Annotated in this window: 28 protein-coding genes and 1 pseudogene; 7 read left to right on the forward strand and 22 right to left on the reverse strand. The window is 63.0% G+C overall.

Going from position 1 to position 26,797, the window contains the following annotated elements:
* The first annotated feature begins 29 nt into the window (after nt 1-29).
* The gene (locus IVB48_RS21070) at nt 30-479 is read left to right on the forward strand and encodes an NUDIX hydrolase (RefSeq protein ID WP_247402498.1); all 450 of its coding nucleotides are present in this window, start codon (nt 30-32) and stop codon (nt 477-479) included.
* A gap of 450 nt (nt 480-929) precedes the next feature.
* Here the strand turns inward: IVB48_RS21070 and IVB48_RS21075 are convergent, their stop codons facing one another.
* On the reverse strand, nt 930-1,166 hold the full coding sequence (locus tag IVB48_RS21075) for a DUF3551 domain-containing protein (protein ID WP_247402501.1): 237 nt from the start codon (nt 1,164-1,166) through the stop codon (nt 930-932).
* Nucleotides 1,167-1,328: 162 nt separating this feature from the next.
* Between IVB48_RS21075 and IVB48_RS21085 the strand changes: the two are divergent.
* Both IVB48_RS21085 and IVB48_RS21090 read left to right on the forward strand, forming a co-directional pair.
* Nucleotides 1,329-2,579: pseudogene (locus IVB48_RS21085) on the forward strand (NADH-quinone oxidoreductase subunit D).
* The gene (locus IVB48_RS21090) at nt 2,552-2,788 is read left to right on the forward strand and encodes a hypothetical protein (RefSeq protein ID WP_247403056.1); all 237 of its coding nucleotides are present in this window, start codon (nt 2,552-2,554) and stop codon (nt 2,786-2,788) included. The pseudogene IVB48_RS21085 and the gene IVB48_RS21090 overlap by 28 nt, the downstream one beginning before the upstream one ends.
* 52 nt (nt 2,789-2,840) lie before the next feature.
* Here IVB48_RS21090 and IVB48_RS21095 read toward each other — a convergent pair whose 3' ends face one another.
* The 4 genes from IVB48_RS21095 to IVB48_RS21110 all read right to left on the reverse strand — a co-directional run bounded on the left by IVB48_RS21095 (nt 2,841) and on the right by IVB48_RS21110 (nt 5,854).
* On the reverse strand, nt 2,841-3,728 hold the full coding sequence (locus tag IVB48_RS21095) for a manganese catalase family protein (RefSeq protein WP_247402509.1): 888 nt from the start codon (nt 3,726-3,728) through the stop codon (nt 2,841-2,843).
* Nucleotides 3,729-3,934: 206 nt separating this feature from the next.
* Nucleotides 3,935-4,294, reverse strand: a complete 360-nt coding sequence (locus tag IVB48_RS21100) for a hypothetical protein (RefSeq protein ID WP_247402512.1) — start codon at nt 4,292-4,294, stop codon at nt 3,935-3,937.
* A gap of 73 nt (nt 4,295-4,367) precedes the next feature.
* Nucleotides 4,368-5,237 carry an MBL fold metallo-hydrolase gene (locus IVB48_RS21105; RefSeq protein WP_247402516.1) on the reverse strand — a complete coding sequence of 290 codons (870 nt, stop codon included), beginning with the start codon at nt 5,235-5,237 and terminating at the stop codon, nt 4,368-4,370.
* A gap of 29 nt (nt 5,238-5,266) precedes the next feature.
* Complete coding sequence (locus tag IVB48_RS21110; RefSeq protein ID WP_276576833.1) at nt 5,267-5,854, reverse strand: NADH-quinone oxidoreductase subunit B; 588 nt, start codon at nt 5,852-5,854, stop codon at nt 5,267-5,269.
* A gap of 228 nt (nt 5,855-6,082) precedes the next feature.
* Between IVB48_RS21110 and IVB48_RS21115 the strand changes: the two genes are divergently transcribed.
* Together IVB48_RS21115 and IVB48_RS21120 are read left to right on the forward strand one after the other, a co-directional pair.
* Nucleotides 6,083-6,580, forward strand: coding sequence for a ferritin-like domain-containing protein (locus IVB48_RS21115; protein WP_026234016.1), 498 nt, complete (start codon nt 6,083-6,085; stop codon nt 6,578-6,580).
* Nucleotides 6,581-6,688: 108 nt separating this feature from the next.
* Nucleotides 6,689-6,949 (forward strand): hypothetical protein, encoded by a 261-nt coding sequence (locus IVB48_RS21120; RefSeq protein ID WP_247358981.1) that lies wholly within the window; start codon nt 6,689-6,691, stop codon nt 6,947-6,949.
* A 24-nt stretch (nt 6,950-6,973) separates the two neighbouring features.
* On the opposite strand, the gene IVB48_RS21125 is transcribed toward IVB48_RS21120, so the two are convergent.
* The 15 genes from IVB48_RS21125 to IVB48_RS21195 form a co-directional block, all read right to left on the reverse strand.
* Nucleotides 6,974-8,041, reverse strand: coding sequence for a UDP-glucuronic acid decarboxylase family protein (locus IVB48_RS21125; RefSeq protein ID WP_247358984.1), 1,068 nt, complete (start codon nt 8,039-8,041; stop codon nt 6,974-6,976).
* 11 nt (nt 8,042-8,052) lie between these two features.
* Complete coding sequence (locus tag IVB48_RS21130; RefSeq protein WP_247402519.1) at nt 8,053-9,177, reverse strand: glycosyltransferase; 1,125 nt, start codon at nt 9,175-9,177, stop codon at nt 8,053-8,055.
* On the reverse strand, nt 9,174-10,262 hold the full coding sequence (locus tag IVB48_RS21135) for a glycosyltransferase (RefSeq protein ID WP_247358988.1): 1,089 nt from the start codon (nt 10,260-10,262) through the stop codon (nt 9,174-9,176). Before IVB48_RS21135 ends, IVB48_RS21130 begins: the two co-directional genes overlap by 4 nt.
* On the reverse strand, nt 10,259-11,389 hold the full coding sequence (locus tag IVB48_RS21140) for a glycosyltransferase (protein ID WP_247402522.1): 1,131 nt from the start codon (nt 11,387-11,389) through the stop codon (nt 10,259-10,261). The genes IVB48_RS21135 and IVB48_RS21140 overlap by 4 nt, the downstream gene beginning before the upstream one ends.
* Complete coding sequence (locus IVB48_RS21145; RefSeq protein WP_247402525.1) at nt 11,386-12,489, reverse strand: glycosyltransferase family 4 protein; 1,104 nt, start codon at nt 12,487-12,489, stop codon at nt 11,386-11,388. Before IVB48_RS21145 ends, IVB48_RS21140 begins: the two co-directional genes overlap by 4 nt.
* A complete protein-coding gene (locus IVB48_RS21150) occupies nt 12,486-13,772 on the reverse strand; it encodes a TIGR04295 family B12-binding domain-containing radical SAM protein (RefSeq protein WP_247402528.1) in 1,287 nt (428 codons plus the stop codon). Before IVB48_RS21150 ends, IVB48_RS21145 begins: the two co-directional genes overlap by 4 nt.
* Complete coding sequence (locus IVB48_RS21155; protein ID WP_027566462.1) at nt 13,769-14,833, reverse strand: GDP-mannose 4,6-dehydratase; 1,065 nt, start codon at nt 14,831-14,833, stop codon at nt 13,769-13,771. The genes IVB48_RS21150 and IVB48_RS21155 overlap by 4 nt, the downstream gene beginning before the upstream one ends.
* Nucleotides 14,833-15,945, reverse strand: coding sequence for an NAD-dependent epimerase/dehydratase family protein (locus IVB48_RS21160; RefSeq protein ID WP_247402530.1), 1,113 nt, complete (start codon nt 15,943-15,945; stop codon nt 14,833-14,835). Before IVB48_RS21160 ends, IVB48_RS21155 begins: the two co-directional genes overlap by 1 nt.
* 209 nt (nt 15,946-16,154) lie before the next feature.
* Entirely contained in the window at nt 16,155-17,360 is a 1,206-nt protein-coding gene (locus IVB48_RS21165; protein ID WP_247402533.1) for a phosphopentomutase, read from the reverse strand.
* Nucleotides 17,348-18,301 carry a beta-xylosidase gene (locus tag IVB48_RS21170; RefSeq protein ID WP_247358999.1) on the reverse strand — a complete coding sequence of 318 codons (954 nt, stop codon included), beginning with the start codon at nt 18,299-18,301 and terminating at the stop codon, nt 17,348-17,350. Before IVB48_RS21170 ends, IVB48_RS21165 begins: the two co-directional genes overlap by 13 nt.
* Entirely contained in the window at nt 18,298-19,065 is a 768-nt protein-coding gene (locus tag IVB48_RS21175) for a TIGR04290 family methyltransferase (RefSeq protein ID WP_247359001.1), read from the reverse strand. Before IVB48_RS21175 ends, IVB48_RS21170 begins: the two co-directional genes overlap by 4 nt.
* On the reverse strand, nt 19,062-19,871 hold the full coding sequence (locus IVB48_RS21180) for a nucleotidyltransferase family protein (RefSeq protein WP_027566467.1): 810 nt from the start codon (nt 19,869-19,871) through the stop codon (nt 19,062-19,064). Before IVB48_RS21180 ends, IVB48_RS21175 begins: the two co-directional genes overlap by 4 nt.
* Before the next feature lie 2 nt (nt 19,872-19,873).
* A complete protein-coding gene (locus IVB48_RS21185; RefSeq protein WP_247402539.1) occupies nt 19,874-20,977 on the reverse strand; it encodes a glycosyltransferase in 1,104 nt (367 codons plus the stop codon).
* Nucleotides 20,974-21,573, reverse strand: coding sequence for a histidine phosphatase family protein (locus IVB48_RS21190; RefSeq protein WP_247402543.1), 600 nt, complete (start codon nt 21,571-21,573; stop codon nt 20,974-20,976). Before IVB48_RS21190 ends, IVB48_RS21185 begins: the two co-directional genes overlap by 4 nt.
* The gene (locus IVB48_RS21195) at nt 21,573-22,673 is read right to left on the reverse strand and encodes an inositol-3-phosphate synthase (protein WP_027566470.1); all 1,101 of its coding nucleotides are present in this window, start codon (nt 22,671-22,673) and stop codon (nt 21,573-21,575) included. The genes IVB48_RS21190 and IVB48_RS21195 overlap by 1 nt, the downstream gene beginning before the upstream one ends.
* Nucleotides 22,674-23,027: 354 nt before the next feature.
* On the opposite strand from IVB48_RS21195, the gene IVB48_RS21200 reads away from it, so the two are divergent.
* On the forward strand, nt 23,028-23,315 hold the full coding sequence (locus tag IVB48_RS21200) for a hypothetical protein (protein WP_027566471.1): 288 nt from the start codon (nt 23,028-23,030) through the stop codon (nt 23,313-23,315).
* A 12-nt stretch (nt 23,316-23,327) separates the two neighbouring features.
* Nucleotides 23,328-24,287 (forward strand): hypothetical protein, encoded by a 960-nt coding sequence (locus tag IVB48_RS21205; protein WP_245287738.1) that lies wholly within the window; start codon nt 23,328-23,330, stop codon nt 24,285-24,287.
* On the opposite strand, the gene IVB48_RS21210 is transcribed toward IVB48_RS21205, so the two are convergent.
* Nucleotides 24,262-25,044, reverse strand: a complete 783-nt coding sequence (locus tag IVB48_RS21210; RefSeq protein ID WP_027566473.1) for a Crp/Fnr family transcriptional regulator — start codon at nt 25,042-25,044, stop codon at nt 24,262-24,264. The genes IVB48_RS21205 and IVB48_RS21210 overlap by 26 nt on opposite strands.
* A 640-nt stretch (nt 25,045-25,684) precedes the next feature.
* On the reverse strand, nt 25,685-26,635 hold the full coding sequence (locus IVB48_RS21215) for an AraC family transcriptional regulator (protein ID WP_247402546.1): 951 nt from the start codon (nt 26,633-26,635) through the stop codon (nt 25,685-25,687).
* Nucleotides 26,636-26,797 lie beyond the last annotated feature (162 nt).

Consider the following 26,797-nt stretch of genomic DNA (forward strand, 5'->3'; position numbering starts at 1 on the left):
AGGCTTATCGACCAAACTGGAGGCGCCCGATGGGCAAGAAACAATTCGCGGCGTTGCCGTTCACGCTGAACAATTCCGAATTGCGTGTGATGCTGATCACGACCAGGCGCAAGCGCAGGTGGAGCGTCCCGAAGGGGTCCCCGATGCGCAAGACGGAGCCACACCGAACGGCGGCGCTCGAGGCTTACGAGGAGGCCGGTCTTGTCGGCGTCACCGCAAAGCGCGCGCTGGGCTCCTTCAAGCATCGCAAACGGAAGGGTGATCGCAAGCAGACCATGGACGTCGCCGTCTTTCCGATGAGGGTCCACGGCCAGGAGCGCTGGTGGCCGGAAAAGGGAGAGCGCGAAGCAATCTGGGTCTCGCCGAAGACGGCGGGCCGTCTGGTGCACAAGGCGCAGCTTCGTCGTCTGATCGCCCGCTTCGCGGCGCAGACGGCGAAGACCGCCTCCTCACCGCTGAGCGATGCTGTGAATCGATGAACCCCGGTGCCCTCCGACAATTCAAGGTAGATGAACCAGTAACCAACCTTACTCGCATTCGAGGAGCAACCGCCTCAACAGGCCCTTGCGGTTGGAGGCTGGTGAGCCTTGAGTGCGTGACGAAGGCGCAGAAAGGTCTGATTGCCGAAATTGAGATCGCTCCTGCGCTCAGCCGCGGCCTCGAGGCCGTCAGGGCGTTGTCATCCGCGCAAAGAGGTCGACGACGTAACGGCGAGGCGACCCGCCGTTGTTCAGACGCCCGAAACGGTCAGCCGATCGAGGCGTTCGCGTTTTGGGTTCAGAAATGCACCGCCATGATACGGGCCGAGACCAAGACCGCCGGGCGAACACGACGGCCGAGAGCGTTTGCTCTGCTGCCACGGGGCCGCGCGACTCAGCGGCGGGATCGATCAGAACGAGAATCGATTATCAGTCCGCAAGCGGGACTGGTCACCGATATCCCCTATATCGCCGGGCATAGGCATAGCGAGGATTGACGCCGCAATAGGCGTTCGTTCCCGATGCAGTCGCCATGCACTGAGCGTAACTGGCGAACTGGCAGTTGCCCGGGTAGCCCCAGACGCGGCCCTGAAGGCAGTAGCGGTCTTGTGCGACGGCCGCCGTTGGGGAGCCGATCCCCGCCACGAGCGCGAGAGACGCGGCAGCCAGGAGCAATCGATGTTTCATGAAAATCTCCAATTTCAACATTGAACGTCCCTCGTGAAGCGGCGTTCCAAAGTGCAACGTTGACGGCTCCTTTTCTCGGGTTCGACGTGAATCGTTAACCTGTGTGAAGCCGTTCGATGCCGATCGCGATTAAGGTGACGGATGTCCTCGATCGGAAGCCGTATGCCTGACCAATCTCCCAGCCTTAGAAATTTCACCATCAATTTCGGTCCACAGCATCCCGCCGCTCATGGCGTGCTCAGGCTCGTGCTCGAACTTGACGGCGAAGTCGTCGCACGGGTCGATCCGCACATTGGTCTTCTGCATCGGGGCACCGAAAAATTGATCGAGGCCAAGACCTATCTTCAGGCGATCCCCTATTTCGACCGGCTCGACTATGTCGCTCCTTTGACGCAGGAGCACGCATTTTGCCTGGCGATAGAGAAACTGATCGGGCTTGAAGTTCCGCGGCGAGGGCAGCTGATCAGGGTACTCTATCACGAGATCAGCCGCATCTTGTCTCATCTTCTGAACGTCACGACGCAAGCGACGGACGTGGGGGCCTTGACGCCCCCCTTTGGGGCTTCGAAGAGCGCGAGAAGCTCATGGTGTTCTACGAGCGTGCGTCCGGCAGTTGGATGCATGCCAACTATTATCGCCCCGGCGGCGTGCACCAGGATCTGCCACCAAAACTGATCGACGATATCGAAGCCTGGTGCGATCCGTTCCTGCGCGTCGTCGACGATCTGGATCGTTTGCTCTCGCTCAACCGCATATTCAAGGCCCGAAACGTCGATATAGGCCGGGTGACGCTCGATCAGGCCTGGGCCTGGGGTTTCTCCGGCGTGCTGGTACGGGGGTCGGGCGCGGCCTGGGACTTGCGAAAGGCACAGCCCTACGACTGCTATGCCGAGATGGACTTCGACATCCCCGTCGGCAGGAACGGCGACTGCTACGACCGCTATCTCATCCGCATGGAGGAGATGCGGCAATCCGTGCGTATCATGAAGCAATGCATCGAGAAGCTGAAGTCGGCCGACGGCCAGGGCCCGGTGCTCGTGCAGGACAACAAGGTCGCGCCGCCGAGACGTGGCGAGATGAAGCGTTCCATGGAGGCGCTGATTCACTACTTCAAGCTCTAGACGGAGGGCTTCCACATTCCCGCCGGCGAGGTCTATGTCGCCGTCGAGGCACCGAAGGGCGAGTTCGGTGTGTTCCTCATCGCGGACGGGACCAACCGTCCCTAGAAGTGCAAGATCAGGTCGCCGGGATTCGCCCACCTGCAAGCGATGGACTTTTCTCTGCAGGGGGCATTTGCTCGCGGACGTCTCGGCGATCCTCGGGTCGCTGGACATTGTCTTCGGCGAGGTCGATCGCTGGCTGGAAAACCGCACTGGAGGATCAGCATGGATATCAGGGAAAGCTCCGCCATGACCGAAGCGTCGGGTCTTGTGGACGATCAGTTCACCGCGCAGAGCGGCTCGCACGCGCCGCACGGTGATACAAGAACAGGACTCGATGCGCGTTCCCAAGCGCCCTCGGCGCAATTGGCCGACCAACTGCGGAAGATGACCAGGGCAGCGCCGCTGCAAGCGGTCTTTGCGGCGTTTCTGCTGGGCGTTCTGGTGGCTCGGCGTCGCTAGACGTCGGCCAGGGCGTCCCTTTCATCGGACGACCCCGGCCGTTGCACGAGAATCAGGCCAACGCGTTCGTCACCGGCGGCTCGTTCATCTGCTCCACCTGTGCGCCGCTATCCGGCCGCGCCGGTCCGAGCACAGGCTCCTCGCCCAAAGGCTCGAACCCGGCGCGGAAGCTGAACGACCCCTGGCCGTCGAGCGAAGGACCTTCGCAGTAGCGCCCCGGCTGCAACGGCGCGGCGTTGCGTTCGGTGCCCATGAACATGTAGCTGAATTCGGTCGCCTCCTTGCTGCGGTCGAAGCTGTTCGGAATAGGCAGGGCGGCGTCCGCACCCATCTCCTCGATCACTGCGAGCCATTGCTGCTGATGCATGGTGTCGCGCGCAATCAGGTAGCTCAGCATGTTCTGCATGCCGGGATCGCTGGTGGAGTTGAAGAGACGCACGGCGAGGGTCCGGCCGGTGGATTCAGCCGCGACGTTGCAATACATATCGGCGGCCAGATTTCCGCTGGCATAGACATGTGAGCAATCGAAGGGGACGCCGTCGCAATTGGCAGGGAAGGCAGCCATGCCGGTCGAGAGCAGATGCCGGTGCAGCATGCCCTCGATCACATGCCGCGGCCGCTCACCGCCGTTCATCACCGCGCCGACGACTGGATTGGCCTGCAGGCTGGTCTCCTGCATCGTTGCCGGCGCATTCTCCAGGTTCAGCGCTACCGCGGTCGCGAGCATCTCGATGTGGCTGATCTCTTCGGTCGCGGTATTAAGCAGGATGTCGCGATATTTGGCCGGCCCCCGCGCGCCCCAGGCCTGGAAGAAATACTGAAGGCAGACGCGGATCTCGCCTTCGACGCCGCCGATGGCTTGCTGCAGCTGGCGGGCGAAGATCGGATCGGGCTTCTCGACCCTGACCGGATATTGCAGTCGCTTGTCGAAGTAGTACATGCGCAGCTCCTTTTTGTGTTGACGCTATTGCGCAATGAGTGCTGCCGGGTTGCGTTCCTATGGAGTTTCTAGCGACTATTTTTGAAAGCCTTTAAATTTTAGACGTGAACGCGATGCGGCCCCGGCGAGGAGAGGATCTCGCCGAGGCCGCTCTCAGGCGCGCAACAGCAGGGAGCGCGCGTTAGAAAATTGCGAACCGCGAACCGTTAGCGCCGCGGCATGGTGCCGTTGGACGGTGGGGTCGTCTCGTTGCGCATGCCGGGAGGACTCGAAGCACCTTGTCCGCCCCGCTCGATATGGGTGATGCCGCCGCCACCGGAGCCGCCGGCTCCGCCCGAGCCGGCTCCTGCACCGCCAGCGCCAGCTCCAGCTCCAGCACCACCGCCTGCGCCGCCGGCACCAGCGCCCGCGCCGCCGCCAGCGCCACCTCCTGCGCCACCAGCACCACCGCCGGCGCCGCCTGCGCCGCCACCAGCGCCACCGCCTGCACCTTGCGCGAACGCTGCGCCGACTGAAGCGCCTGCAAGCATTGCTGCCGTAAAGATCGTCAGGATCGTCTTACGCATCTGTCTTCTCCTTGAGGTTTCGATGTCGGACCAATCATGTGAAGCATCCACCGTTCCTAGCCGTGCAGCGCGATCAAGCTCTGTCCTCGACGACTCCGCGTCGATATTGCGAAGGCACGGCAACTTCGTCGAACCGTTCGGCGAGAGCATCGAGAGCCGCGCGCATCTGCGGCCCCTGCATCGCCGCGCCGTGCCCGGTGACGACGATCTCTGGAGCGAGCGCGGCAAGTGCGCGCACCGATGTCTTCGCGCTTTCCCAATCGGGCGTGAAATACATCGGCGGCCCGTGCATCTCCGGTGTTTGCGTCACCGCGGCGTAAACGGATTCCTGCCGCGTCGTGATGAAGGCGTCGCCGGCGATCAGCACGCGATCGCGTTCGCGCCAGAGCGAGATATGCCCTGGGGTATGGCCGGGCGTATGGATCCACCGCCATTCCGGCATGAAGGGTACGCTATGATCAAAGGGAAGATCATAGAGGCGCGATCCGACGTTCACCGGCCTTGTCGGGAAGAGCGGAGAAAGCCGGGCGAGCAGCCCGCCACCGACGCTGGGATCGGCCGACGGATAGGATTGGCTTCCGTCAAGATAGGGATGCTCGGCCGCATGGGCATAGACCGGCACCTCCCATTCATTCGCCAGCGTTTCGAGAACGCCGACGTGATCGAAGTGCCCATGCGTCATGATGATGCAGGCGGGCCGGCCGTTTCCTCCGAATCTGGCCTTGGCGGCAGAGCGGATGGCGCCAGCCGATCCGGGGATGCCGGCGTCCACCAGCACCCAATTGCCGTCGCCGGCGTTCTCGAAACCGACGAAGATGACGTTGACAATCGCAAGCTGACGATAGGCGACGTCAGCGACGATCTGCCGCGTGCTGTCGTTGCGGTCGAGGTCGGATTGCGGGTGCTCCGCGTCGGCGGAAGAGGGAAGCGAGATCTGCGTCATGTTCATTCGGGTCCGATGTAATCAATTCTCTAGCGCTCAATCGTACCCATGCGCCGGATCTTCTTCTGAAGCAGCATCACGCCGTATAGCAGCGCCTCTGCGGTCGGCGGGCAGCCGGGCACGTAGATGTCGACCGGCACGACGCGATCACAGCCGCGCACGACCGAGTAGGAATAGTGATAATAGCCTCCGCCGTTGGCACAGGACCCCATTGAGATCACGTAGCGCGGCTCGGGCATCTGGTCGTAGATCTTGCGAAACGCCGGGGCCATCTTGTTGGTGAGCGTGCCCGCGACGATGATCACGTCCGACTGGCGCGGTGATGCGCGTGGCGCGAATCCGAAGCGTTCGGCGTCGTAACGCGGCATCGACATCTGCATCATCTCGACCGCGCAGCAGGCGAGCCCGAACGTCATCCACATCAGCGAGCCCGTCCGCGCCCAGGTGATCAGCTCCTCCGCCGTCGCCGTGAAGAAACCCTTGTCCGCAAGATCGTCGCGGATCGTCATGAAGAACGGATCGGTAGTGTTGTCCGGCCGTCCCTCGCCCGGCCGGCCAGATCCAGGCCGGTCAAGCGAAGGGCCTGAGCTGCCGACGTACGGAAAATTGTTTGTCATTCGTGTCCCTGAGCGCTGCGGCCGTTTGGCGATGCGACCACCCGCTCCGGGAAACAGTGATTTGCATGAGGCGTTCCTGCGGCGGGAGGAGGATTTGCGTTCTGTTATCGCAGGTTAGCTTCGGGTCCGACGGCCGGAACCCGGCGTTGGCGTCGTGGATCACCCTAGGAACGATCCACCAAAACTGCGGTTGGCGGCGACAGGGCCTCGTGAAATGGAGAACATGAAATGACGAACGCAGCCCGCGATACATTCGTGGTTGGATTACGCAATGCGCATGCGATGGAAGTGCAGGCGCGAGAGTTGATGGAACGTCAGTCGGAACGACTGGACGAATATCCCGAGGTCAAGGCCAAGGTCGCCGCTCACCTTCAGGAGACCAACGAGCAACTGAAGCGGCTGGAGAGATGCCTAGAAGCTTGCGGCGAGAGTACCTCCAGCCTCAAGGATACGACGCAGTCCATGATGGCGAACATGCAAGCCATGGCACACTCGGTGGCCGGCGACGAGATTCTCAAGAACACTTTCGCCAACAATGCCTTCGAGAATTTCGAGATCGCTGCCTACAAGTCTCTGCTCGCCCTCTGCGGCGCCGCTGGTTTCGCGGAGGCCAAGGAGCCGCTCGAGACATCGCTGAAGGAGGAGCAGCGCATGGCCGCTTGGATCGACTCAAACGTCGAGAAGGTGACGATGGAATATCTGGCGCATCAGCGCCAGGCGGCCTGATCGAACATCACACCCGCAAGGGCGAGACCAGCGGCTTCGGCCGCTGAGTCGCCTGCGTCCTGATATGGGCTCGCAGGACCGAAACCCTCTCATCCGCGTTTTGCTGCAATGGCGCACATCATCTTCAGCGACTACCGCAATCCTGCTGCCGAACAGGCCTATGAGATCGCATGGGACTTTCTGGCCCGCAGCGGGGTGATCCACGATGAGTTCGAGGCGTGCGTGTTTCTGGCTCAACGCATCACCATGATGGTCGAGGAAGGGCAGGCAAACCGAATCCGGATGGCCAATCGCGCGATATCCGAATACCAGTACCATCTCGAGAACCTCTGCAAGCCGGCCCGTGGCGCGGCTGCTTCACGCGCTTGAGGGCTCGCGCGGGTTCGTGGGCTGTTACTGCCGATCTGCGATCGTGAGCTGGCCGCGTGCCCCGGTACGTCCGCTCCTCCGCGATGCAATGGCAGGGACCAGTGCCGGCGCTTCGCCGGCCATGCGCATGGCGAAATAAGCAATCGTCGCGCGAAGACCATCCTTGAGCGCCACGCGCGGGCGCCACCCCAACGCCTTCACGGCCGTGTCAATGACGGGCTTGCGGCGCTTCGGATCGTCTTTCGGCAGCTCCTCGAACCGGAGCGGGGAGGCTGATTCCGTATACGCCAGCACGTCGCGCGCGATCGCCTCGATCGTAACCTCGTGCGGATTACCCAGGTTGCACGGTCCGGTGACTGACGATGGGCTCTCCATGAGCAACTGGAGGCCACGCACGAGATCGTCGACGAAGCAGAAGCTCCTGGTCTGCGTACCACCTCCATAGATCGTGATCGGCTCTCCGCGAAGCGCCTGCACGATGAAGTTGGAGACCACGCGTCCGTCGTTCTCCAGCATCCGGGGTCCGTAGGTGTTGAAGATACGCGCGACCTTGATTTCGACTCCGTACATGCGATGGTAATCAAACATCAGCGTTTCCGCGGCCCGCTTGCCCTCGTCGTAGCAGGCCCGGGGTCCGATCGGATTGACGTTGCCGAGATAGGATTCCGGCTGCGGATGCACTTCGGGATCACCGTAGATCTCGCTGGTCGATGCCTGCAGCACCCGGGCGCCTTTCCGCTGCGCGAGCTCCAGCATGTTGATGGTGCCGAGCACGCACGTCTTCATCGTGCCGACCGGATCCTTCTGGTAATGACGGGGCGACGCCGGGCAGGCGAGGCTGTAGATCCGGTCGATGTCGCCCTCGATCTCGACGGGATCCCGCACGTCGTGTTCGATGAAGCGAAAATTCGGATGATTGAGCAGCGGCCGAATGTTGTCGGTCGTCCCCGTGAAGAGGTTGTCGAGGCAGATCACGGTGTGGCCGCGCTGCAAAAGCGCGTCGCAGAGATGGGATCCTATGAAGCCGGCGCCGCCGGCCACCAGAACGGTGGGAGAGCGGCGGGATGCGTTGATGCGGGTCTGAACTGTCATTGTGCTGCCTTTCAGATTTGAGCGACCTGCATGGGACGCGAGGCGGAAAGTTGCGGGGGTTTCCGGCGGCGACGTACCGATGCCTCGGCATAGTAGGTCTCCACTTGCCGGGCGCGGTGGTCGGAGGTGTGGTCGGCCAGAACGCGGCGCCGCGCGTTTTCCGCGATCGTGCGCCTTTGCTCCTCGGGCATGTCGCGCAGGATCTCCACGACGTCGCGGGGGCTCGATGCGAGCAGGATTTCCCGGGAAGGCTCGAAGACGGTCTCGATCCCAGGCCACCGGTCCGAGATGACGGGCGTGCCGCACGCGGCCGCTTCGAAAAGCCGAACGCTAGGCGAGAAGCCGAGCGCGCGCATGTCGGCGCGGGTGGCGTTTAGCGTAAAGCGTTGCTGTGCGTAAAATCCCGGATGATGTCTGGGCGTGAGGTGCTCGATCCGGGCGACATTGGCGGGCCAGACCACCTCATCAGGGTATTGCGCCCCGGCGACGACGAATTGCTCGCGTGACAGAGTGCGAGCAGGGGCGAGCAGCAACTCCTCCAGAACCGGTTGCCGGTCCTCGCTGTAGGTTCCGAGATAGCCCAGTGCCCATTTCTTCTCCGCGCGTTGCGGCGCGTAGATCTCGGTGTCGGCACTGCAATACAGCACCCGAGCCAACGGACTGCCATAGTTCTCCTCAATCATGCCGGGCACCGGGCCGCCGGCAAAGGACAGATAAAGGTCGAAGCGAGGGATCATCGCCGCGGAAAGGTAGTCCAGGCCCTGCTCGAGCTTCGCAAGCGTGACCGGCGTGTCGATGTCGTAGAAGGCGGTAATCCCCCGGGCATGGGTCGTGATCCATTCGGAGATCGCAATGCCGTCGGGCACGTAGGAGCCGATGACCACCAGATCGGCATCCCGGATCGTCTTGCCGAAGCGCTGCGGGATGTCCTTCAAGGATTGATAAAGCTCGACGGTCCAACCGGAAGGCTTGGCAAGATCACGATGCTCGCGATACCAGGGGACGTCGCGTTCCAGAAACGTGACGTGGTGACCTCGTCGTGCCAGGGCTTCGATCAGGGCGCGGTAGGTCGTGGCATGGCCATTGCCCCAGGACGAAGTAACCGAAAGACCGACGACGACGATGGTGAGCTTCATTCTGCTGCCTCGATTCGCGAACTGCTTGCGGCAAAGAGATCGTTGAACTGGCGCGCGCGCTGCCGGTAGGTGTGATGGCTCAGAATGCGCGCACGAGCGCGCGCCGCGATCGCCTGAGCACGGTCGGGGCGCAGTCCGGCAAGATGCTCTGCGACCTCCGCCCCGCTCGCGGCCACCAGCACCTCGCGATCTGGCTCGAGAAAATGATCGATGCCGTCCCACTGGTCGGTGATCAGGCAGGCGCCGGCACCGATGGCTTCGAACACGCGCGTTGGCGGCGAGAAGCCGTAGCGCGCCATGCTGTCGCGATTGACGTTCAGCGTAGCGAGACCGGAGCCGAAAAACGCGTTGTGGTCGCCGGTCCCGACATGCCCGACCTTGTGCAGATTGGCTGGCGTGTCTTTGGAGTCCCACCCCGATCCACCGAGCACGAACGTTTTGTCGGGCAATTGGCGTGCGACATCGATGAAGAACCGCTCGACGCGCTGCTCGCGATCGGGCAGGCGGTTTGCCAGCAGGCTCAGATCGCACGTGAAGCGCGCATTGGGCGGCGCCGGAAAGTGCGTGGCGGGGTCGAGCGCATTGTAGATCGGCGCGCAGTCTCGCGCGCCGATGCCGCGATAGGCGGATACGACGGCATCGCCGCCGCCATAGGTCAAAACCATGTCGTAGGACCGGATCGCATGGCGCAGATGATGGTCTGGATTGTCCGCCACCGACTCCAGCGTCGCGGGGGCATCGACGTCCCAGTAGATGCGCATTGCATTCGACGGGACGTCGGCGACCGCGTTCTCCAGCTCAAGATCGAAGACGCCGACGCCGCTGGCCTTGACCAGCATGTCGGCCGAGCGGGCGGCGTCCTCAAGCGCGCTTCGCCAGCCGTCGGGCGTTGCGGCGTAGACCACCACCTTCGCCCAGTCGGGATCGTCGATGTCGCGATGGGCCTGGCGCTCGAAGGCATCCGGCTCGTAGAATGTGACGTCGTGGCCGAGGGCCGCAATCTCCTTCAGCATGCCGCGGTAATAGGTGGCGGCACCGTTCCAGTAGGATGAGACAAGGCTGGATCCGAAGAAGCAGATCTTCATGCGGAGGCTCCGATGTATCGCAGGGGCTGTGTGGAGTGGCCTGAGGCCCTGAGGTCCTGCACAATGCCGACAAGCTGCTCCGCCCGGTGACGGCAGGTGTGACGCTCCTTGATCGTCCGGAATCCGGTCTCCACCGTGGCGGACCATAAGTCCCGGTCGTCGAGCAGCGCACGAAGCGCCCGCTTCATTTCGGTGCCGTCGGAAGCGCTGAGATAGGCACCTTCCGGGAACAGTCCTTCCGCGTCTGACCAGGGGGCCGAGACCAGTGGAATGCCGCACGCCATCGCCTCGAAGACGCGAATGGTCGGAATGCCCGGAAGCAAGCGGACATAGGGGCCGCGGGGGACGTGGACAGTCGCATGTGCGCCAGCGAAAGCAATGGGAGCCCAGTGCGCGGGCAGCCAGCCGCCATACCGAATACCTGCGGCTTGAATGGTGGCGAGGGCTGGGTCCGAATAGCGGACGCCATAGACCCCCGCGCGCAGCTTCAGCTCGGCCACGGGTTCGACCAGAAATTCGTTGAGCTCGGCACTGCGTTCGCCGTCGCCCCAATTGCCGATCCAGACGACATCGTCGGTGCGCTCGATATGCGGCAGCGGATGATACAGGGCGACATCGGCCGCCTCGTGCCAAGTAAAGGCCCGGTCGGCCCAGCCGAGCTTCAGATAGATTTGGCGAAGCACCTCGCCAAAGGCGAGCACACCGTCGAATCCGTCGAGGTCGAACTGCGCAAGTTCGTCCGGTGCGCTGACGGCGCGATGATGGGTGTCGTGGAACAGCAGCGTAAACGGAGCGCCGTGAGCCCGTCTCGATCCGATGTCTGCGATCAGATCAGGTGAATTCCATTCGTGGACGACGACGAGATCGGCGCCGTGCAGCGCCTCATCGAGATCAAGGGAGGCATCGTAGCGGCGGATGCCGATGCCGGGAAACAGCGTTGGAATATCCTCCATGGTCTGATTGCCACCCTCGCGGATCGCATTCAACCGGCTCCAGCCGTCGATCGGCTCGAACACGACGACCTCATGACCGAGCGCGTGAAGTTCGCGGGCATAACCGCGCAGGAAATGGGCATTGCCGTTGTTCCAGCAGGAGGTGAACGCGTGGTAGAACAGAACGCATTTCATGCACGGACCTCCATGGGGGCGGGCGCGTGATGGACGGCAAGCAGCTCCTCGTACAGGCTGAGATAGGCGCTCGTGGTTCGGGTCAGCGAGTAGGTCAGGGAATGCTCGAAGGCGGCACGTTGCAGCCGCACCCGCTCGCGATCGTCGGTGCACAGACCTGCGAGCGCTCGATGCAGCGCCTTGCTGGCGGTGGGATCGACGAACAGCGCGGCCCCACTCCATAATTCCTTAAAGGTCGGAATGTCGGACAGGACGAGGGCACATCCCGCGGCCGCGGCTTCCAGAACGGAGAGGCCGAACGGCTCATAGAGCGCGGGGCTGGCGAAGATGGCAGCGTGCTGCAAGTGCGCGCGCATGGCTTCGTGAGACAACTGCCCGAGCCAGGTGACGGAAGCCGAAGGGCACTCATCCGCCGGCCCGGCGACCTGAACGGGCCAGTCCAGTCCAGGCGCCGCGGCCGCCAGGACCTCGATGTTCTTGGCGCGGTCCCAGAGCCGGCCCGCTGCAAAGATCATGTCTTGCTTCCGTCCCGCGAGGCCCTGAGGCTCAATTCCATTCCAGATCACGATGCCGCGCGAGCGAGGCCGATAGATTTCCGCAATGTCATCGTGGAAGGACTGGCTGGGACAAACCCAGGCCTGTGCCGTGTCGAATGCGGCCGTCACCCGTTCGGTGTAGCCGCGCCATTTCGGTTCGCCGAGCCAGCTCGTATCGCGGCACGCGAGCCCCCAGGAGTTGACGCAGGAATGCGCGACGACCACCACTGGAGCGCGCCAGGCGAAGTTCGCTTCGCGAAAGCTGTTGAGGTGAACGACGTCAGGCCGGATTTTGGCTTCGAGCTTCGTAAGGACGCGCCTGGCCTGGGACAGATCTTGTCCTTCCGGATCCTGCCATTCGAGTGCAAGGTCCGTTTCGATCAGGCGGACCCGCGAGCCACCGAGCATCTCAAGCTGGCCGGCCCGCGCGCGCGGACCCATCGTCACCAGGGTGACGTCGGCCCCCTTCGCTGCAAGGGACGAAGCCAGAGATGACGAATAGGTCCAGACGCCTCCGACGGTATCGGTCGTCATAAGGATCCTGAGCTGCGAGCTGCGGCTCATGATGCCACCTGCAGTTCGAGAGCCTCGAGCGGGACCGGGCGATCGTTCTGCACATCGCTGAACTGGTCGAACATCGCGAGATAGTGCCGGTGTGCGCGTTCCCAGGCGAAATCGTCGGGCTCGCCCCACAGCTTCCGATAATCCGGCGAGCCGGGATAAGGATAGAGCGGGACCGGATCGTTGGCCCAGATGCCGGCATCCTGCATGGTGCGGCGCCAGCGCTGCACGATGGGATCCTCGTCCTCGGGCACTTCGATCAAATTGGCCTGCACGAAGGGGACGTGACGGCGCGCTTCGACCAGCCGTTCGGCGAGCTGGTCGGTCGTCATCTTGCAGTTCTTGGCGAGCGCGGCGCGGCCCTCGACCGTGAGGCTCTCGATGCCGGCTTCAATCGAGACGCAGCCGGCGCGGCCGAGCAGAGCCAGCATCTCCGGCTTCCAGAGGTCGATGCGGGTCTGCACCCCGAACTTCAGCCCGCGTGTGGCCAGCCCTTCCAGCAGTTCCTCGTTCGGAAGAAATATCTCGTCGATGAAATAGACATATTCGATGCCTTGACGGCGCAGGCCTTCGACCTCTTCGAGAACGATGGTGGCAGGCCGCTTGCGGTAGGCGTTGCGGAAGTTCTCCTTGGCGCAGAACGTGCAGTTGTACGGACATCCCCTGGACGCCTCGACCTCAGCGCCCGGCGCCTGCGGCCCGGCTTCGAAACGGTGGTGGTGATGGTGGTGCCGCCGGATCATCTCCTCCGGCCAGTCAAGCGGCGGCTGATCCTTGAATGCGACCGCCTGCGGGCCGCCATTGACGCGGAGCGAGGCGCCATCGGCAAAGCACAGGCCCGGAAAGTCCCGTTCGCCATTGGCGAGACGCAATAAGGAGGCCTCGCACTCGCCCATCACGACGATGTCGGTGCCGAGCTTTCGAAGCGCCGCTTTTGGCACGGTCGAGCCATGGGGGCCCACCGCGACGAGGATCGGAGCCAAGTCGCGCACCGCCCTCGCAAGCTCCTGCGGGACGCGGAGCTCGGGAGGGGCACAGCGCCAGAACAGATAGGTCGGTGCCGTCGTGATGACGATCTGGTCGGGGCCGAACGCGCGCAGCTCGGCTTCGATATCGGCGAGAGAAAGGTCAAACATGTGGGCGTCGAGCAGCAGCGTCTTGTGCCCGGCCGCCTTCAAATAATGCTCGGAGATCCCGAGTTCGAGCGGAAGGTGAGGGGATCGGCAGCCGAAATAGATGCTGCCGCCAAAATCCCAATTCGGGTTGATGAGGGCAACACGCGTCATGCCAGCGCCTCGCGGTTGCCTTGTGACGATCCGAACCGGCCGTCCAGCCAGGTGTGAAGGGATCGGAGGCCGTCTGCGAACGAAACCTGAGGCGCCCAGCCGAGCGCGCTGGAGAGCGCGCGCGTGTCGGTCACGTACCAGGGCTGATCCCCGGGCCTCCAATCGGCGAAGCGATAGGCCACCTTGCGGCCGGTCAGATCGGTGATGCGGTCGATCAATTCCAGCAGACTGATCGCGTTGGCCGGACCGCCGCCGAGATTGAAGACGCGTCCACGGGCGAGCGCGATGCCATCGAGCACGGCGAGCCAGGCCGAGACCGCGTCGGAGACGTGAAGCGCATCGCGGACCTGATGGCCGTCGCCATAGATCGTCAGCTCTTTGCTGCGGATGGTGCTCAGCAGGAAATGCGCGATCCAGCCCTGATCCTCGGTGCCGAATTGACGGGGCCCATAGATGCAGCTCATGCGCATCACCACGGTCTGCAGGCCGTAGACCCGCGCATAGTCGTGGACGTATTGATCCGCCGTTCCCTTGGAGCATCCATAGGGACTGTAGAAGTCGAGCGGCGCATTTTCCGAGATGCCGGCGGCGAGCAGGCCGCTTGTCGGCGTGTAGCGGCGGCCGGTGAGCGCGATCTCGCCATCGTCGATCAGGCGTCCGTAGACCTTGTTAGTCGAGGCGAACACCACCGGCGCGGCGTTGTTGTGGAGGCGCACGGCTTCGAGCACGTTCAATGTGCCCCGCGCGTTGATCTCGAAATCGGCGGCCGGATCGCTCACGCTGTCGGTGACGGCGACCTGGGCGGCCAGGTGCAGCACGGCGCGGGCTTCGCGTACGGCGTCGATCACCGGGATCGGCTCGCGAATGTCGGCCACGGTAATTGTGACCCGGTCGCCATGCCGGGACTTCAGCCACTGCGCATTCTCCCGCACGCCGGCGCGGGCGAGGTTATCCAGGATCAGCACCGGCTCGCCGCGCTCCGCGAGGCGGTCGGCAAGGTTGCACCCGATAAACCCGCAGCCGCCGGTGATCAGGACGGGTCTGTTGTCTCGTTCACTCATCACGCGACCAATCCTCGTTGCTGCAGCTCCTTGGTGGCCCGCTCCGCCTGATCGTCGGCGATCTGGTCGGCGAGATATTCCGCCAGCTCTTCGAGCCCATCCCTGAATGCGACGCGAGGCTCGAAGCCGAGCACGTCGCGGGATTTTCCCATGTCGGCGAAGCAGTGCCGGATATCCCCGGCGCGATACTTCCGCGTCAGCTCGGGCGCAATGTCGCGGCGCCCCATGACTTCGGCTAGATCCTCCGCGACCGATAGAATGGTGCGACTCTGGCCAGAGCCGACGTTGAAGACGTCCTGCGCGTGCTCCGCCTCCAGCGCCATCCGGCAGGCGCGGGCGACGTCATGGACATGGACGAAGTCGCGGCGCTGCCGGCCGTCCTCGAAGACGAGGGGAGGGCGGCCGTTGAGCAGCCGGGCGGCAAAGATGGCCAGCACGCCGGTATACGGATTGGACAGCGCCTGACGCGGCCCGAACGCATTGAAGAAGCGTAGCGCCACCGTCGGGATGCCATAAGCCTTGCCTGTGATCAGGCACATGCGCTCCTGCGCATATTTATTGAGCGCATAGATTGAGCTCAGCGAAGGCTGCTTTGTCTCCGGGGTCGGAACAGGATCGAGCGGGTTGCCGGTTGCATCGCGCAGCTCCCAATCGCCGCGGCGAAGCTGCTCGACCGCCCGCTCCTCGCAGGCGACCACGCTCTGATCGGCGCTCCGGTAGAGGCCCTCGCCGTAGATACTCATGGATGAGGCCACCACGAGCCGCGCGACCGGGCGCTTGGACAATGTCTGCAACAGCACGGCGGTGCCGAGCTCGTTGGTCCTGACATAAGGTTCGATGTCGTACATGCTCTGGCCGACGCCGACTGCTGATGCGAGATGCAGGACCATGTCGGTGCCGCGCAACGCATGATCGACCGCGAGAGCGTCGGTGACGTCACCGACGACGAGCTCCGCGTCTTTGGCAAGATAGGCGGGACGCTGGCGGTTGCCTCCGTGGACCTGCGGCGAGAGATTGTCGAGCAGGCGGACTTCATAGCCGGCCGCTAGCAGCGCGTCGGCCGCATGCGATCCGATGAATCCCGCACCTCCAGTGATCAATACTCGCGTCATTCACCGCTCCGTGCCGCCGTGAGATCGATCCTGCGGGATCAATCCGTGATGAGAATGAAAGCGCGCTGCTGTTCTGGTCGGGCGACCGGCGCGCCAGTCACATTTGGGAGTAGAAGCGATGCAAGGAATGTTCGTTCCTGCGAAACCTACAAACGAATATTTCTCTAACCTGGATCAATAACCCAGGTGAATCTGCCGGGTGCAGCGGGCTAGAAATGCACGCCGTGACCCGGCGCCCGCAGTTCAAGATGCCTAGCGACCGCTGCGCCGATGTCCGCAAATCCGGCGCGCTTGCCGATCGAAGAAGTTGAGCGCGGGCTCCATGCCAAAATCGGCACTTGTTCCCGCGTGTGGTCGGTACCGCTCCATGTCGGGTCGCAACCATGATCGGCCGTGATGATCAGGAAATCATCGTCGCGCAGGAGGTTCAGCAGATCCGGAACGCGCGCATCGAATGTTTCGAGCGCCGCTGCATAGCCCGCGACGTCGCGCCGATGGCCGTACAGAGTGTCGAAATCGATGAAGTTGGCAAACAACATCCCGCCCTCTGCGAGAGAGGCCAGCCCATTGAGCGTGGCATCGAACAGCGCCTGGTTGCCATCGCCGCGCAGGTTCCTCCCGGTCCCGCGATGAGCGAAGATGTCGTCGATCTTTCCGATCGTGACGATGTCACGGCCTGCGCTTTCGGCAAGATCGAGGATCGTCCGCTCCGGCGGCGGGACGGAAAAGTCCTTCCTGTGCGATGTCCGCTTGAAGCCACCTGCCGACGTACCGATGAAGGGACGTGCGATGACGCGCCCGATGTTGAGGGGATCGACCAGTCCGCGGGCAATGCGGCAGACCTCATAGAGGCGTTCGAGTCCGAACGTCTCCTCGTGCGCTGCGACCTGAAACACGCTGTCGGCCGATGTATAGCAGATCGGTTCGCCCGTTCTGATGTGATGCTCGCCGAATTCGGCGATGATCTCTGTGCCGGAGGCGTGACAATTCCCGAGGATGCCGGGCAATCGCGCCTGTTCGCACAGGCGCTCCATCAGGTCGCGCGGGAAGCACGGCTTGGTTCTTGGAAAATAGCCCCAGTCGAACGGCACCGGAACGCCGGCGATCTCCCAATGACCGGATGGTGTGTCCTTGCCTTTGGAGATCTCGCTCGCACAGCCAAATCGCGCGTGCTCAGGACGGCCATCCAGCCCCGGCGGCACGCGCCCGGTGGCGAGACGGCAAGCCTCGCCAAGTCCGAGCGCAACCAGATTAGGAAGCCGAAGCGGCCCCTCCCGGCTGGGTCCGTCGGCAGTGCCGGCCATGCACATGGCAGCAATGTGGCCGACGGTATCGGCACCCTCGTCGCCGTAATTGATGGCATCGGGCGCGGCGCCGATCCCGACGGAGTCCATCACCAGGATCAGGGCACGCATGTCGGCTCCGAGATGGCCGGGCGCGAAGACACTGCGGACGGCGCGAGTCCGGTTTTCGCGCAATAGCGTTCGACCATCTTTGCGCAGAAATCCGCGAACTCGTTGACGTCGAGCGGCGGGCTGGTGTGATGAGGCTCGATACCCCGATGTTCCGGGGTGAAGCAGAAGGTCACCGTGACCTGAAACTCGGCCAGCGCGTCCATCTGCCGATCGAACCAGGCGAGCGCATTGGGACGGAAGCTGTCGGCCCAGGACAGGCCAGTCCTGAGATGCTGCACGCCGAGCCGGCGCATCCAGCGCACGGCGTCATCGAGGCGGTGGTCCTCGAAGTGAAACCACTGGCACAGGCCCATCGCAGGTGCATATTGGCTGAACAGGCCCGCGGCAGCTTTCGGCGTGCCGTCCTCGCGCAGCAGCCCCATGTGGAAATGCCGATAGTAGGAGGAACCTTCAGCTTCCTTGTGCCGCGTCGTCGCCTCCCAACTGGAAGGAAGATCGTAGAGGCTGTACCAGTGAATCCGCGGCGCCCGGCCAGTCAACAGCTCGGCGGTCCGCGTCAGTCCCCAGGCCTGCACCTCCTCGGCACCGAAGGACGAGACTCCCACCTCGCTTACCCACACCGGCAGGGAAGTGACGGCCTTGATCTCGTCGATCTTGGCCGGCCATTCCGCGATCTGCCACAGGTTCCAGTCCAGCGGAAAGCCGTGCACGGCCACGGCATCGACATGATCGAGCACGCCGCGCGCCTGCATGTTGCGGATGAAGGACGGATCGATCGGCGATATACCGCCAAGCACGCGCGGGAGTGTGGGATGCGCGCTGCGGATCGCCTTTCCCGCAGCGAGCGCCAGGCTCGCGAACATGGTCCAATCCGGATCGATCAGGATGTCCCAGTGCGACTTGTTGTTGGGCTCGTTCCAGATCTTGGCGGCTTCGATCATCGGCCGGTCTCCCGCGACGGATAGACCGGACCTTCCGCCTGCGGCCTTGCTACCCGCTTGCATAGATAGACTTCGTCTTCCGGATGCGCCGCGATCGCAAAGCCGGCGCTGCGCAGCATGGCTTCGGCGCAGGCGCGGTTCGGCACCCACCAATTCGTGGGGTCGTCGGCATATTTGTTCTCGATGAAGTGCAGCTTTGGATAGCCCGGGGAATCGAACTGATCGGTGGTCCAGAAGTCGTAGTTCTTGTCGACGCAATCCACGCGGCTGTCGCCGCGCTGCATCGACTGGAACAGCAGGAGATCGCCGGCCACGTGCTCGTGGATCAGATCGAGTGCCAGCAGAGGGTGCCGCAGGTGGTAGAGCACGCCCATGAAGATCACGAGATCGAACTTTTCGCGCAGCTGTCCGACGTCGTAGGCTGACATCTTGCGGAATTCGATCCTGAGCCCGTTCACCTCGGCCGCGAAGCGGGCTTGTGCGAGATATTCGTCGTCAGTGTCCAGGCCGAGGACGCGCTCGGCGCCGCGCCGCTTCATCTCCATGGCGTAGAACCCGGCATTGCAGCCGATATCGAGCACGGTCTTGCCTTCGAGGCGGTCCGGGATGATCCCGGAGAAGCGGCGCCATTTCACGTTGGGATAGTCACCGAGAAAGTGTGAAGGCGCAGTCGGCACGCCATTCAGGTCCAGATTGTGAAACCATGGCCCGAGCGCATCGACGCGCTGGCGGATTTCCTCGCGGGAGAGGGCGCCTCTGCTCATGCGGTCACTCCATTGTTCATTGCGTGGGCCGGGCGGGCCGCCTCCGGCGAACCGCCGGCCAGCAGTCGAGAGCGTCCGTTCCCGACGGAGCTTTCGGCGAGCAACGCCATTGCCGTCCGGTAGCCGTCGATGGTGCCGACGTCGACATAGGATTCGCCGGCCTTGACGCCGAGACCCTGGCCGCCGGCCGCGATGTAGGCGTTGACGAGCGTCCCGAAATATTCATCCCGGCGCTCGCGCTTCGTCCACAGCGACTGTAGCTCGCGAAATCCGTTGCCGGACATCTTGAAGGCGCCCCATATCCATTTCGACGCCGCATCCGGCTGCTTGACCTGGATCTCCGTGACGCGATCCCCGTCGAGCACGACGGCATCGAAGAACTCGGGGTGTTCAACCGGAAACAGCAGAAACGACAGGTCAGCGGCCGGCAACGCCTGCAGGGCGGCCTTTGGGAACCAGACGGTATCCGGAAGTCCGACCAGGATGTCTTCGTTGTGGCCAACCACCGTGCCCGCCCTGAACACGGCGTCGCACAGCCCCGACGCATCGGGCTGCACGACATAGGCGAGTTGAGCGCTGCCGTAATGATCGCCGAAATATTCGAGGATGTCCGATTTGCCGGGGGAAATCACGAAGCAGATCTTGTCGGCACCCCCAAGGATCAGCCGCTCCAGCAGATATTCGGAGACGGCGCATGGACGATCGATGCCGTCGTCCCGTTGGCTTCCGACCGGAAGCAATTCCTTGGAGAAGGCGAGCGGCTGGATGCGGCTGCCGCGGCCCGCGGCCGGAACGATGCCCCACATGATCAGGCCTCCTCGGGTTGCTGTCGGCGCGCGCCGAGGGATGCCGTGTGCTCGAGCAGCGAAATCAGTTCGGCAGCGCGCTTGTCGGATGTGTGCTGATCCATGGTCCGCTCATATGCGCGCCCGGCGATGTGCTGAAGGTCGGCGTCGGCCATCGTCAACGCAGCAAGCGTGTCCTTCGCATCGTGTGCGATCAGGATTTCCTGGCCGGGTACAAAGAATTCATCGAGTCCCGGCCAGTCGTCGCTGAGGAGCGGGGCCTTGCAGGCAGCGGCTTCGAACAGGCGGCCGGAGGGACACCAGCCCATCTCCGCCATGGCGCGGCGCGTGACGTTGAGCGTCAGCCGGGACGACGCAAAGAACGACGCGTGCTCAGACGGCGGCAAGTGCTGCACGAAGTAGATGTTTGGCGACCAGGGAAAATCTTCCGGGTACTGTGCACCCCCGATCAGGAAACGCCGATCCTGCCTGTTGCGTGCGGGTTCGACGAACAGAGCCTCGAGCGCGCGCTGGCGATCCTGCGAATATGTGCCGAGATAGGACAGATCCGCACGGTAATGCGGCTGCGACGACACCGGTCGATGGGTGTCCGTATCGACATGGCCGTAGAGCGGGCGGACATTGCCGGCGCCGAGCCTGTCGCGAAATTCGTTGCAGATGCGTGGACCGCCGGTGAAGCTCAGGACCAGGGCGAAATCCCGCAGGCCCCGCGGCCCGATATAGGGAACGGCCTCGCCGGCCATGAGCTTCGCCAGCGTGACCGGCGTGTCGAGGTCGTAGAACACGGGCACCGCGTGGCCCTCGGACAGGGCAAGTTCCGTCGCGGCGATCGCGTCGGGACAATAGGAGGTCACGATCGCGACATCGGCATCACGAATGTCGCTGCGCGCCAAAGGAAGTACATCGTCCCAGTTCGAGAACAGGCGCAATTGGCCGCCGGGCACTTCGTGCAAATCCCGCGCGCCGGCGTAATAGGGAACGTCGCGCTCGAAAAAGACGACGTTGTGGCCCGCTCGCGCGATATGCTTGCAAAGCCCTCGCCACAAGGTGGCGTGACCGTTGCCCCAGGATGAGGAAATTGTCAGGCCGAAAATCACGATCTTCACGCTGGCACCCGCTGATTGATCCCGGTGATCTTGAGTCCGCGATTGTCCACGCTGAGGGTGCTGACGCTGCCGGGGTCGATCTCGATCGAGAGAAAGTCGTCGAGCTCTTTCCGGGAATAATGCAGCAGCGCCGCGCGGATCGGCTCGGCATGGCTGACGGCGACGACGACGGTGCCGCTACCATGATCATTGCGCAGCTGCTCCAGATGGGCGACGACGCGCTTCTGGAGCGACCGCATGCTTTCGCCGCACGGCGGGCGGCTCGTTCCGCGTTGTTCGTTCCAGCGCGACCATCGGGAGTCTCGGGCGAGTGCCTCGAACGACAGTCCGGTCCATTCGCCGTAGTCGAGCTCGTCGAGTGCCGGCACGATCTCGACCGGCAAGCCGAAGTGCGCCGCCAGGATGCAGGCCGACTGCATGCAGCGCCGCTGCGGGCTCGACTGAACCATGCTCGGCGGCGGCGTGAAGGTATCGGCGCATCGCGCGATTTCCTCGCAGCCGAGATCATCGAGCTCTACGCCTTTCATCCGGCCACAGAGCGTGCGGCCGAGCAGGGCATGATGCCCGTGGCGGATCAGATGAATGATCTTCGCCATCAGGTGTACGCCTTGTCGTCGATGAAGGCGCGCGTTCGCCGTCCGGCTTCCTCGTCCGTGAACTGCTGAGGCGGCGACTTCATGAAATAGCTCGAGGGGCCCGTCAGCGCGCCGGCTTGCCCGCGGTCCATGGCAAGTTTGGCGCAGCGGACCGCGTCGATCACGACGCCCGCCGAGTTTGGAGAGTCCCAGACCTCGAGCTTGACTTCCGCGCTCAAGGGAACACCGCCGAACGTCGTGCCCTCCAGGCGGATAAAGGCCAGCTTGCGGTCGGTCAGCCACGGCACATGGTCGCTCGGGCCGACATGGATATTATCGGCATCCATGGGCACGTCGAACTGGCTGGTCACGGCCTGGGTTTTGGAGATCTTCTTTGATGTCAGCCGCTCGCGCTCGAGCATGTTCTTGAAATCGGTGTTGCCGCCGACATTGAGCTGGTAGGTTCTGTCCAGCCGCACGCCGCGTTCGCGGAAGAGATTGGCGAGCACACGGTGCAGAATGGTGGCGCCGACCTGGCTCTTGATGTCGTCGCCGACGATCGGCAGGCCTGCATCCTCGAATCGCCGCCGCCAGTCGGGATTCGAGGCAATAAAGACCGGGATGCAATTGACGTAGCCGCAGCCGGCCTCGATCGCGCGCGCGGCGTAAAATTCGCTCGCGCGCTGCGAACCGACCGGAAGATAGGACACAAGCACGTCCGTGCGCGACGTCGCGAGCACTTCGGAGACGTCGGCTTCCGGAACATCCGCGATCGGAACGTCGTCCTTGAGATATTGGCCGACGCCGTCCATGACCGGCCCGCGGTGGACCACGACGCCGGTGGGCGCGACGTCGGAAAAGCGGTGCGTGTTGTTCGGCGTTGCGAAGATCGCTTCGGCCACGTCGCGTCCGACCTTGCCGGCATGGACGTCAAAGGCCGACGCGACCTGAATGTCGCTGATGTGGTAGCCGCCGAGATCGGCGTTCATCAGCCCAGGCACCGGCTCATTCGATTTGGCGTCCCGGTAATAGGAGAGCCCCTGAACGAAGGAGCTCGCACAATTGCCGACACCGACGATGCCGACGCGCACGCGCCGCCTGTCCTGAAGACGAGAATGCATGGATCTAGGCCCTCCGGAAGGCATTGCAGCGCTAAGGCATGCAGTGTTGAAGAGATGCAGTGTTGACGTAAGTACGTCGGCGAACGTGAGGAACGTATGTTCGTTCCTGAACTCACGGCACTATGTCCGCCTCACGTCGGATTTCGGCCGAAAAAATTTCACGCGCTTAACCTGGGATAAAATCCCCGGCAGTTTGGCGGGAACGAAACGCTTCATGATGAAGATGAAGAAGATGATGCTTTGAGAGAGTCCGGCCTGCGAAAGAACAAATCCTCGCGTCCGGCGTTCACGGCGAAACAGTCTGACGCGAGGGCCGATCCGTCGCTCGCTCCTTGTCAGGAATCGAGGTGTCACATGTCATCCAAATCACAAACCAGCGAAGCCCAGCAGACCACCAGCCACAACGTCATCCGGAAATGGGCGGAGGAGCGCGGCGGAAAGCCCGCGACGGTCAAGGCCACGGAGGAGGACGGACACGCCGGTATCCTGCGCATCGATTTCGATCCGCCCGACGACGGTCTCGACCGGATCAGCTGGGACGAATTCTTCGCCAAGTTCGACGAGGCCGGCATTGCCTTCCTCCACCAGGACCACACCAAGGACGGTAAGCCGAGCCGCTTTCACAAATTCGTGCGGCGCTAGCTGGATCACCACGTGTCCGGCAGCTGGACCGAGGCGATGCGGGCAGGCGAGTTCGAACGCGCCTGGGCGATCAGCGACCGCGATCTGGCAACGTTTGCGTATCCACCCAAGCATACCGGGCCTCGTCACCTCCAGCGCATCTGGCGCGGCGAGGAGCTGAGGGGCAAGGATGTACTGGTCCGCTGTTACCACGGGCTCGGCGACACCATCCAGTTCCTGCGCTTCATGCGGCCGCTTCGTGACGTCGCGCGCCGCGTCACGGTCTGGTGCCAGGGCGAGCTTCTGCCGCTGGTCGAGCGAGCGGCAGGCGTCGATCGGGCTTTTGCGCTCCATGATGGTGCACCTGAGATCGACTTCGAGGTCGATATCGAGATCATGGAGGTGCCGCATGCCATAAGGGCGAGGCGGGAGCACGTCGAGATGCGTGCATCTTACGTATCGCTGCCGCCGGCGGTCGAGCAAGTCCGAGGTCTTGAAGTTGGAGCTCTTGCCGTCGGCCTGGTTTGGGAAGTCGGCAACTGGGACAAGCGAAGGACCATCCCGCCGTCCCTGCTAGGGCAACTTGCCGTTCCCGGCGTGACGCTCTGCTCCCTGCAACGCGGGGCCGGAACGTGCGAACTTGCCAAGATCGGCGCAAGTGACGTCAGTACGCCTGACATTACGGTTCTCGGTTATCTCCTCCAGCAACTCGATCTCCTCATTTGCGTCGACACCATGGTGGCTCATCTCGCGGGAGCACTCGGCTGTGACGCGTGGGTCCTGTTGCATGCGGATTGCGACTGGCGCTGGCCGTCATCCGAGTCCCATTCCCTTTGGTATCCGAGCCTGCGGCTGTTTCATCAGAGGACACCGGGCAATTGGGATGATGTCCTTGGAGAGGCGCGGGAGGCCCTGATTGCGCGCTCCGCAAGCCTCCAAGGTGTCGCCCGAAACGGCTCAAGCGAGCTCAGGCGAGCGCAAGGTCCGCCGTAAGTGGCCTGAGACGCGAGGACGACGCATCGTCGCGGCTGGACTGAATGCCCAGGTAAGTCGGATCGAATCTTGCGAGCCGCACGAGTCCCGGCCAGTCCGTGACCGTTACTGTCTTACCCTGCCATTGCAGGAGGTTGCATCGTCGCAGCTCCTGAATCGTGCGGTTGGCGTGGACCGGGGAGATACTGCATGCTGCCGCAAGGTCCGATTGGGTAAAGGGCGACGGCAGCCTGAGATCTCTCGCCAGGCCGACGCTTTGCAGGCGGGTGGTGATCTCGCACAGCAGATGCGCCACGCGCGTCAATGCATCACGGCTACCCAGGTTCACTGTCCAGTTGCGCTGAATGGCGTGGCTGGTGAGCAGCATCAGCAGCAATGCGCGAGACATCGCGGGCGAACGCGCGGACAAATCGTGGAAGAAGCGGTGGGGCACGAGAGCGACGATGGCAGGCCCGAGCGCGATCAAATTGCCGTCAACGCGAGGACGATAAAGTGTGTGCAGATCGGCGATGTCACCGGGAACATGGATTGACGTGATCTGCCCGTCCGCACTCTCTGCATCCTGCCAGGACAGATATCCCTGAAGGAGCAGACAGCACTGGCTGGCATCATCGCCATGCCGCAAAACGGCCTGACGCGAACTTAGATGCGCGATTGTGCTTGCCATGTCCGCGAGCAGGTGGAGATCGTCGGCCGTTACGGGAGTGAGGCTCGCCAACCGGTCGGCGAGCTTGGAGAACGCAAATCCTGCCTGCATTGGTCGCCTAACAACTCAGAACCCGTCCCCAATCTGATCGATGAGAACGACAGAGCGCATTAAACTTTGATAGTTTCACTCCATGCAGGTCATTGTTTGTCTGCCCAGCATGCGCCCGGAAGTCGGAGGAACCATCGGTCTAAATGGTTCCGGAACAGTAGACGGCGCATGCGATCGTCCTCAAGGATCGGACGATTCGGGAACCGGAAGCGCGAGGAGCGCTCAGGCGAAGCCCCAGCGATTTCGCGGCGGGATCCGCGGAGATAGCGCTAGTCATGCTCATACTGTTTCGAGAGAAACTGATTGATCGCGTCGAACGCCTGCAACCGGTTCTTCTCCAGCAGAACCATGTGCGTGCCTTCGCCGATCTCGACCCATCGCCGATATTACGCGTGTTTGTGCGCACCGAAATCGGCGTGCGGGACGCGTCCCCTACTCCAGGTCCACGCCGAGGGCACTGGGCGTGCCTATCAGCTGGTCACATGCTCCGCTGTGCGAGGTAGACAAGAGGTGCGATTCCGACCGTCCATGGCGGTTTTGACCCGCCACGGCTCTCGCCGCGACGGCGACGCATCATTTCCTGATCGTCCCCTATGGAGGCTCGTTCTGAAACTTGACGCGTGCGCAATCAATTGGGTTGTCAGCGTTGCCGCCATCGCGCAGGCGCCAGGCCGAATTCACGCCTAAACGCCCGGCTGAATGCTTCTCCGGATCCGTAACCCACTTCCTCTGCGATTTGGTCGATGGGCTTGCGTGTTTCTCGTAGGCTCACCTTGGCTGCCTGAAGCCGCCAGATGGTCAGATACCGGATTGGTGGCACCCCGATCAGGGTTGTGAAGCGGTCGACGAAGGCGCTCCGCGACATCGAGACTTCTCTCGCGAGGGACTCCGCGGACCACGGCAGCCCGACGTTATGATGAATGGAGGCGAGCGCGCGTCCGATTTGCGGATCGGCAATCCCCTTCAGCCATCCCCCATCTTGATCGGTGTATGTCACGGAATACTGGCGCATCGCCTCTACGAACAGCAGTTCGGAAAGCCGAGACATCAGGTTTGACGAGGCGAACCTGCCGGCCGTCAGTTCGCCGGCTGCATATCGCACTGAAGCCTCGATCCAGTCGCGTGCGACGCCCTCGCGAATGTCGAGCTTCAGCACTCTTGGCAGGGCCGCGATCAACGGATTATAGGTTTCCTCGCTGCCGAGAAACCCGCACACGATTTGCGCCGGCTCACCGCCTCCGCCGTGCAGAATTTTTGCCAGCCCTCCATCCGCTGAGGGCTGAATGAGATGACGCGCGCTTGTGGGTACCAGACCCGCGTCGCTGGCCAGCGTATGAACATCGTTTCGCGGCAGCAGTACGATTTCCCCGGCCCGCACTTCAATGGTGGGTTCACCATCGACGCTGAGCAGCAATTTTCCCGCGATGACGAAGTGGTATGCGATCAACAGCGACGGCTTGACCGCGAAAGTCCCGCAGTCCTCAGCGAGGATCTGGGTATGCACGCTCCACGGCGCGGTGAAACGCGCATCCAGAAAAATGCCGCCAGTCAGGCGAACCGATCGAAGCACTTCTGATAGCGGATCGATCATTAGGCCAATCTCAGATTTGGACGATCGGTCAAGTGATACGGCCGGGCGATCATTCGCGGCGCCGGTCCCCGCGCTTATACGGGGCTCATGAACGAACTGCCAACCAATCGATTCCTCCACGTTTCCTTGAGACGCTGTCCAGACGGTGCGGCGGACGCATGA

This window comes from Bradyrhizobium sp. 76 (assembly GCF_023073025.1).
GTDB lineage: Bacteria > Pseudomonadota > Alphaproteobacteria > Rhizobiales > Xanthobacteraceae > Bradyrhizobium.